Raw genomic sequence first — 8,745 nt, forward strand, 5'->3', positions numbered from 1 at the left:
GGGTATCACAGTTGGTGGAGAAAACATAGAAGAGCGGAGGATGAGAATGAGTACAGTTTATTACCCCTTAACACATGCGCAAAAGCGAGTATTCTACACGGAAAGATTTTATCCAGGCACAAGTATTTCTAATTTGGGTGGGTTTGCCAAGTTAAGATCGGTATCAGGTCTAAATCCTTCTTTGATCGTGGATGTGCTTCAAGCGTACATTCGTGAAACTGATTCTCTTCGTTTAAGGCTGGTGTATCGACATGAGCAGGAGGAGCCCGTTCAATATATCAAGCCATATGAAAAACAGCCGATTCGTTTGGTGAAAGGATGGAGTGAAAAGGAAGTCAGGGCGTGGGCGAACGAGGAGATTCGTGAGCCGATGGAACTGATTGACCGTTCCTTAATCGAATTTACGGTCTTTCAAATCAGTGATCAAGAGTGCTGGCTGTTCTGTAAAGCACATCATATTGTGGCTGATGGTATTTCAATTATCTTGATGGGAAACCGAATCATTGATCTATACCATGACATGCTGCAGGGGACAGACATCTCCCCAATTGAAGACATTTCCTTCGTTGATCACATCATGAGTGAGCAAACGTATGAATCTTCTAAACGTTTTCAGAAAGACCAAGCTTTTTGGAACGAGCAATTTGCCAATATTCCAGATTTCGCTTCTTTAACACCGCATAAAGGTTACGAGATGAGTTTACATGCGGAGAGATTTTCAGGGGATATTCCAGATGCTTTAAAGGAGAAGCTTCGCGTTTTTTGTGAAGAAGAGAAAGTCAGTATGCTTTCTATGTTTATGTCCGCTGTCTATATTTACTTGCACCGATTTAGCGGCATGGAGGATGTGGTCCTTGGAACCTTTATGGGCAATCGGACAAATGCAAAGGAAAAAAAGATGATTGGGATGTTTGTGTCGACCATTCCGATGCGCGCATCTGTGCAAGGATCCCTCACGTTTCTTGATTTCGTGAAGCAAGTCATGGCGGATCAGATGAAGATCTTGCGTCATCAAAAATATCCTTACAATGTGCTCATGAATGATTTAAGGGAAAGAGATGGATTTACAGGACGCCTGTTTGATATTTCTTTAGAGTATCAGGTCATGCAGTGGCAGAAAAAAGAGAATCTTTCGTTCATTACGGAGCCGATTTTTAGTGGAAGCGGGATGAATGATATATCGATTCATGTGAAAGACCGCTGGGATACAGATACATTGACCATTGATTTGGATTACCGTACAGATCTATTTAGTGAAGACGATATGAGTAAGCTGTTTGATCGATTGATGATTTTGCTGGAGGCGGCAGTCTCTCAGCCAGATCAGCTGATTGGGGCTCTCTCTTTACTGCCAGCAGATGAACAAAAGCAGCTGCTTCAATTATCTAAGGGAGAAGCATTTGATTTACCAGGAGCGAAACCAGTTCACCACTTATTTGATGAGGTAGCTAAAAAGTATTCAGAACGGGCAGCTGTGGTAGCGGAAAATGGAACGTTCACTTATGGAGAGCTGTATCAAAAAGCGGACAAACTGGCACGGTTTTTACAGATGAAAGGTGTCTCGCGTGATGTACCAGTTGCCGTTTTAATGGAACGGACGGCAGATGCGATGGCTGCCATTTTTGGGATATTAAAAGCTGGCGGTGCATATGTACCGATCGATCCGGCATTACCTGAGGAACGAATTCAATTTATTGTAGAAGATTCTGGTGCTTCTATCGTTTTAACAGAAGAATCGTTTGTTCAGCGATATTCATCCATTGCCGAAAAAATGGTTGTCCAGCAGCATATGGAATTAGAAGATCGTCCGCTACCTGAGCTGATCGATCAGACGACATCACAGGATTTGGCTTATCTCATTTATACATCGGGTACGACTGGAAAGCCGAAGGGAGTGATGATCGAGCATCTTCAGCTGCATCATTTGGTTCATGCCCTGCATCACGAAGTGTATGAGGGTGCAAATCAGCTTCAAGTGGCGCTTCTTGCACCATTCCATTTCGATGCATCTGTTAAACAAATCTTTGCTGCTCTTTTATTTGGACATACGCTTCATATTGTGCCAAGAGAAACGACACGAAACGGTGTACAGCTAGCGGCTTATTACAAAGAACGTCAAATCAAAGCAACAGATGGAACGCCAGCACATGTGCAGCTTTTACTTGCAGCGGATTTGGATGGGCTTGCACTGACTCACATGCTGATTGGGGGAGAAGCACTCCCTGCGAAAGCAGCGCAGGCGCTGATTGAAGCTGTGCGTGTCAGCCAGCCCGATTTTGCCTTGTGGAATGTGTATGGTCCGACAGAAACGTGTGTGGATGCGGCGGTTCACCGTCTAGATCTCAGTGAGCTGCAGAAGTCACCAGAACAGCGCTATGTGTCAATTGGAAAGCCACTGGGCCATCACCGGATTTATATTTTAAATGAACATGAACAACTACAGGTGCAGGGAGCTGTGGGAGAACTATGCATTGCGGGAATAGGAGTTGGACGGGGCTATGTGAATCAGCCTGAATTAACGGAGAAGGCATTCAGACCAGATCCATTTTTCCCTGAAGACCGGATGTATCGCACAGGTGATGTAGTGAGATGGCTTCCAGATGGCACAATTGATTACCTTGGAAGAATAGATGACCAAGTAAAAATAAGAGGTTACCGCATCGAAACAGGTGAAATTGAGGCGGTCATGGAGCGGGTAGACGGAGTCGATCAGGCTGTCGTCCTTGTCGTGGATGAACCGGACGGTGGAAAGGCTTTAAGTGCTTACTATCAAGCACGACAAGAATTTCTTTCCGTGGACACCCTGCAAGCCGCTATCAAACATCAGCTGCCAGCTTATATGATGCCGCTTTATTTCAAGCAGCTTGAGGCATTTCCACTGACAGTTAGCGGAAAAGTCGACCGGCGTGCGCTTGCTGCATTAAAAGGAGATAAGGCTGTCAGTGCTGTTTATGTAGCGCCTAGAAACGATGTAGAAACGAAGCTTGTTCGTTTGTGGGAAGACGTTCTTCATCAAGAGAACATAGGTGTGTACGACTCATTCTTTGACATAGGCGGGCATTCACTCAAAGCGATGAAAGTTCTTACACTCGTTCAGCGGGCTTTTCAAGTGGAGGTCCCTTTATCTGTTTTATTTGAACAGCAAACGATTGCAGCACTTGCTGTTTATATTGAACAAGCGGAAAAGTCTTCACAAGTGTTCATACCGAAAGCACCGACTGCCGCCGATTATCCACTGTCACCAGCGCAGCAGCGTGTTTATATGGTGACTCAGCTGGAGCAGAGCATCGCCTATCATATGCCTGCTGTTGTGAAATTAAGAGGAACGCTGCAACGAGAGAAGTTGGAGGGAGCTTTTGAAAAACTGATCGCACGTCATGATGTGCTGCGCACTTCTTTTCATACAGTCAAAGGAGTCCCTCGTCAGCGGGTAGCTTCATCCGTCCCATTTCAAATAGAACAGGTGACAGGCAGCACGATGGAAGAGAACATGCGTCAATTCGTCCGACCTTTTTATCTTGAGCAGGCTCCGCTTTTGCGTGTTGGGCTACAGTCTTTACATGACCAGGAGCATCTTCTCTATTTCGATATGCATCATCTGATTTCAGATGGTCTTTCAATTGATTTAATGCTGCGTGAGCTGTCTGACGCATATGAGGGATTAGTGAAAGCGCCATTGAAGCTTCAATATCAAGATTATGCTGTTTGGCAAGAACAACAGGCAGAGCAAGGCGGGCAAATAGATGAAGCATTCTGGCTGAAAGAATTTTCAGGAGATATCCCTGCTTTGCAGCTGCTAACTGATTATCAGCGTCCGGCTGTCCAGTCTTTCACTGGAGACCGCGTTCTCAGAAACATAGATGAGACGTTAACAGGCCGTTTGCAGGAGCTTGCAGCGAATCATCATACGACGCTGTATACCGTGTTGCTTTCTGCTTACTATACATTGCTTGCGAAATACACAGGTCAAAAGGAGTTTGTTGTGGGGACACCGACAGCAGGCCGGGTGCATGCAGATTTGAATGACATGATCGGCATGTTTGTCCAAACACTTGCTTTACGTTCAGAGTTAGATCCGAACGGTTCAATGACGCAGTTGATTGAGCAAGTAAAGGAAAAGACGATGAGGGCGTTTGAGCATCAGCAATATCCATTCGAGCGGCTGCTTGAAAAGCTAAATGTGCAAAGAGATTTTAGCCGCCATCCATTATTTGATACGGTCTTTACTCTAACGCCAGATCATTCAACAGCCCAGCATATTGGAGAGATGAAAGTCGAAGTTGAGGAAACCAATTTCCATATTGCAAAGTTTGATCTCACACTTCAAGCGATGGAGTCAAGTCATGGTCTTTCCTTCGTCCTCGATTATAGTACGGCGTTATTTAAACGAAGTACAGCCGAGCAGCTGCTCAAGCATTATGTTTATCTTCTGGAGCAGATGGTCGAAGTGCCGGAGCAAGCGATTCAATCATACCGCTTACTGTCTGAACAAGAGGCAGAGGCTCAATTGAAGATGTGGAACCCGTTACCTACGCCTTATCCTGTGGAAGAAACCATTGTGACGCAATTTGAATCGCAAGTAGAGCAGCACGGTCATCAGCCTGCTTTGCAATATAAAGACGTGGTTCTTTCTTATCAAGAGCTGAATCGCAGAGTGAACCAGCTGGCTCATTATTTACGTGAACATGGTTTTGAAAAAGGGATGACAGCGGCTTTATTCTTTGAACGTTCCAATGAGATGGTGTTGTCGGTTTTAGCTGTGCTAAAGGCTGGCGGTGTATATGTGCCAATCGATCCTGACTTCCCTGATGAGCGCATCAAGCACTTTTTGACAGATAGTGGTGCACAGTTTGTCCTGACCCATCAGGTGCTGCGTCATCGCTCTGTGCTTACTGCGTTTGAAGGGAAAATTATAGAAACAGAAGATCAAGCCGTTGATCAGCAGTCAGAGAGCAATCCAGTTGTATGTGTTTCGCCTTTGGACTTGGCGAATTTGACCTACACATCTGGTACGACAGGCAAACCTAAAGGGAACATGGTGACGCACCGGAACATTTTGAGAACAGTGAAGCAGTCGAATTATCTCACCATTCATCATGAAGACACGGTGATGAGCCTTTCAAACTATGTATTTGATGCATTTATGTTTGATGTGTTTGGCGCTTTATTGAACGGAGCGAAACTCATTGTTTTGCCAAAGGATCACATTTTAAATATGAATGAGCTTTCTGGCGCGATTGAGAAGGAAAAAGTCAGTATTTTAATGATCACGACCGCTCTATTTCACTTACTGATTGATATGAAAAAAGGCAGCCTGAAAAACGTCAGAAAAGTGCTGTTTGGCGGGGAACGTGCTTCTGTGCCGCATGTTGTGGCAGCGCTTGAAACGGTTGGAGAAGACAAACTCATTCATATGTATGGACCTTCTGAAAGCACGATTTTCACAACGTATTATCCGGTGAATCACATTGAAGAACAAGCACTGTCAATTCCGATCGGAAAGCCGGTGAGTCAAACGGCTGTTTATATTGTCGATGAGTTTGGACATGTGCAGCCGCCGGGAGTAGCTGGAGAGCTTTGTGTCGCAGGTGACGGACTGGTCAAGGGGTATTATCGCCAGCCAGAATTAACGAGCGAAAAGTTTGTTGAAAATCCTTTCCGATCTGGTGAAGTCATGTACAAAACGGGCGATCTCGCACGATGGCTGTCAAATGGAGATATTGAATTTATTGGGCGAATAGATCATCAAGTCAAGATTCGAGGTCAGCGTATAGAGCTTGGCGAAATTGAACACCAGCTATTGCAGCATCCGCAAGTGAAGGAAGCCGTTGTCATTGCGATATCAAATGATACATTGTGTGCATATTTCACAGCAGAAGGTGCTGTTCCACTGTCGGATTTACGTGAGCAAGCAGGACGAGAACTCCCTGTTTATATGATGCCAGCTTTCTTCATGCAATTAGACGAATTGCCACTAACGGGGAATGGCAAGGTAGACAGACGGGCATTACCGGTACCTGATGTAAGTGAGCAGGCGGCAAATGAATACGTCCCTCCTCAATCAGATACAGAGCGTATATTGGCACACATTTGGGAGGAAGTTCTTGAAGTTCCGAAAATCGGCAGACGTGATCATTTCTTTGAATGCGGTGGTCATTCACTGCGCGGCATGAAAATGCTGAACAGGCTCTATGAAGAGATGCATGTGGAATGTACGTTGAAAACATTATTTGAATCACCCACTTTAGAGGCGTTTGCCCTTGCGGTGGATCAAACAGATCGAACTGAAATCAGGCGAGTGGAAAAAGCGGAAGAAGCGGCTTTTTATCCTGTGACATCTGCTCAGAAAAGATTGTTTGTTCTGCAAAAAATGACAGATGCCGAGCAGAGCTATCATATGCCAGCTGCTTTAAAGCTTGAAGGTGTATTTGATGAAAAACGATTTAAAAAAGCCATTGACCAGCTTGTTCATCGTCATGAAGCATTCCGTACGAGCTTTGACTTCGTTCAGGGTGAACCTGTTCAGCGAATTGAAACGAATGTTTCTGTGAACATTGAAAACATCGAAGGGGAAGGCCGAGACATTCAGCAATTAATGAATGATTTTATCCGTCCATTTGATATAGAAAAAGCGCCGCTGCTTAGAGTGGGGCTTGTGTCTGAATCGGAGAGTGTTCATTATTTGTTGATTGATATGCACCACATCATTTCAGATGGTGCGTCTGTCGGTATTTTAATTGATGAGCTATCGATCTTGTATCGAGGAGACGAACTTGATGAATTGCCTATTCAATATAAGGACTATGCGGTTTGGTCAAACAGTGAAGAATCTCTTGTGAAAAAAGCGGAAGAAGCGGCGTTTTGGTTGGCACAATTACAAGGAGAACTGCCTGTTTTGGCGCTGCCTGAGGATCTTCCGAGACCAAAGGTTCAGACGTTTGAAGGGGACCGCGTCGAATTCTCTATAGACGGTGCGCTTAAAGCGCAATTGGATGAGTTGGTTAGATCACTCAACAGTACAACGTATACAGTGCTGCTTGCTTGCTACAGTACGCTTTTAAGCAAGCTTTCGAGACAAGAAGACATCATGATCGGTTCTCCAGTGGTGGGCAGAACCCATCCTGATATTCAATCAGTCATCGGCATGTTTGTGAATACGCTGGCACTCAGAACAAAACCAGAAGGACACCAGACATTTTCTCAATTTGCGTCAACAGTTCATGAGCTTGTGTTAGCGGCAAATGAACATCAACTTTACCCATTTGAAGAATTGGTGGACCAAGTACAAACGGTTCGCGACACAAGCCGCCATCCAATCTTTGATGTGGTGTTCTCGATGGAAAATGCAGATATTCGTGACCTGTCGATGGATGGACTTGATATCATTCCACAGCCGTTCAATGAGAACATAGCCAAATTTGACTTAACCTTAACTGGAAACGAATCTGACGATCAAATCGAGCTTGTGTTTGATTATAATTCTTCTATCTTTGAACGGTCGTCGATTGAGAAGTGGAAGGAGTATTTCCTTTACTTGATCGAACAAATGGTGTCAGCACCAGATCAATTATTAGATCAGATGCAATTATTATCACCAGCGCAGCAGCAAAAACTGCTTGATGATTGGTCCGGACCTGTCCTAAATGTCCCGACAGATCAAACGGTTCATGCATTGATTGAGGCGAAGTCACAGGAAGTATCTCATCAAAAAGCCGCTGCCTTCTGCGGCACAAGCTGGACGTATGAAGAACTGAACAACCGGGCGAATACAGTCGCCGCAACACTTATTTCCAGCGGCACAAAACCGGGAGACCGCATCGGCATTCTCACGCGTCCATCGCTCGAGATGACAGCCGCTGTTCTCGGGGTTCTCAAGGCAGGTGCGGCATTTATGCCGATTGATGCCGATTATCCAGCGCAGCGCATTGCCTACATGTTGGAAGATTGCGGGGCAGAGGTCCTTCTGATTCAGAAAGGGCTCACTGCACCACGTTCTTTCACAGGTCATACCCTCTTCATAGAAGAGGCAGTAGAAGGAGAAGCACACGAGATTCAGGTTCCTGTCAAACCAACGGATCTCGCCTATATGATTTACACATCTGGAACGACTGGACAGCCGAAGGGTGTCATGGTCGAGCACCAGTCTCTTGTCAATCTTGCTTTTTGGCACAATGATGCCTTCCAGGTGACGAAACAAGACCGAACCGCCAAATATGCCGGCTTTGGCTTTGATGCCTCCATTTGGGAGATGTTCCCGACGTGGATCGCCGGCGCAGAGCTCCATATCATCGACGAAGCGATTCGCCTCGATATGATCAAGCTCAATTCGTATTTTAATCACGAAGGTATCACCATTGCGTTCCTGCCAACACAGCTATGTGAGCAGTTTATGTCGATGGACAATCATTCTCTCCGTTACTTACTGACAGGCGGGGACAAGCTGAAACAGGTGAAGCCCGTTCCATACAAACTCGTGAATAACTACGGCCCAACAGAAAATACGGTCGTGGCGACAAGCGGGATCATTGATCCAGATCAAGGCACGCTTCCTATCGGAACAGCGATTGCCAATACTCGTTTTTACATTATGGGTTCGTTATATGACCTCTCGCCGCAAGGCGTACCGGGTGAACTTGTGATTGCGGGGAAAGGACTGGCAAGAGGCTACTGGAATCTCCCAGAGGAAACGGACAAACGGTTTGTCCCAGATCCATTTTATCCAGGAGAGCGCATGTACCGTACAGG

The 8,745-nt window shown here is 45.5% G+C and carries 1 protein-coding gene; it reads left to right on the forward strand.

What is annotated here, in order from left to right; all coding sequences use genetic code 11:
• Window positions 1-40: 40 nt before the first annotated feature.
• The coding region (locus ACTJKA_RS13680; RefSeq protein ID WP_440607797.1) for an amino acid adenylation domain-containing protein at window positions 41-8,745 on the forward strand (8,705 nt) is incomplete at its 3' end.

Source organism: Bacillus sp. 22190 (assembly GCF_052045575.1).
GTDB lineage: Bacteria > Bacillota > Bacilli > Bacillales > Bacillaceae > Bacillus > Bacillus altitudinis.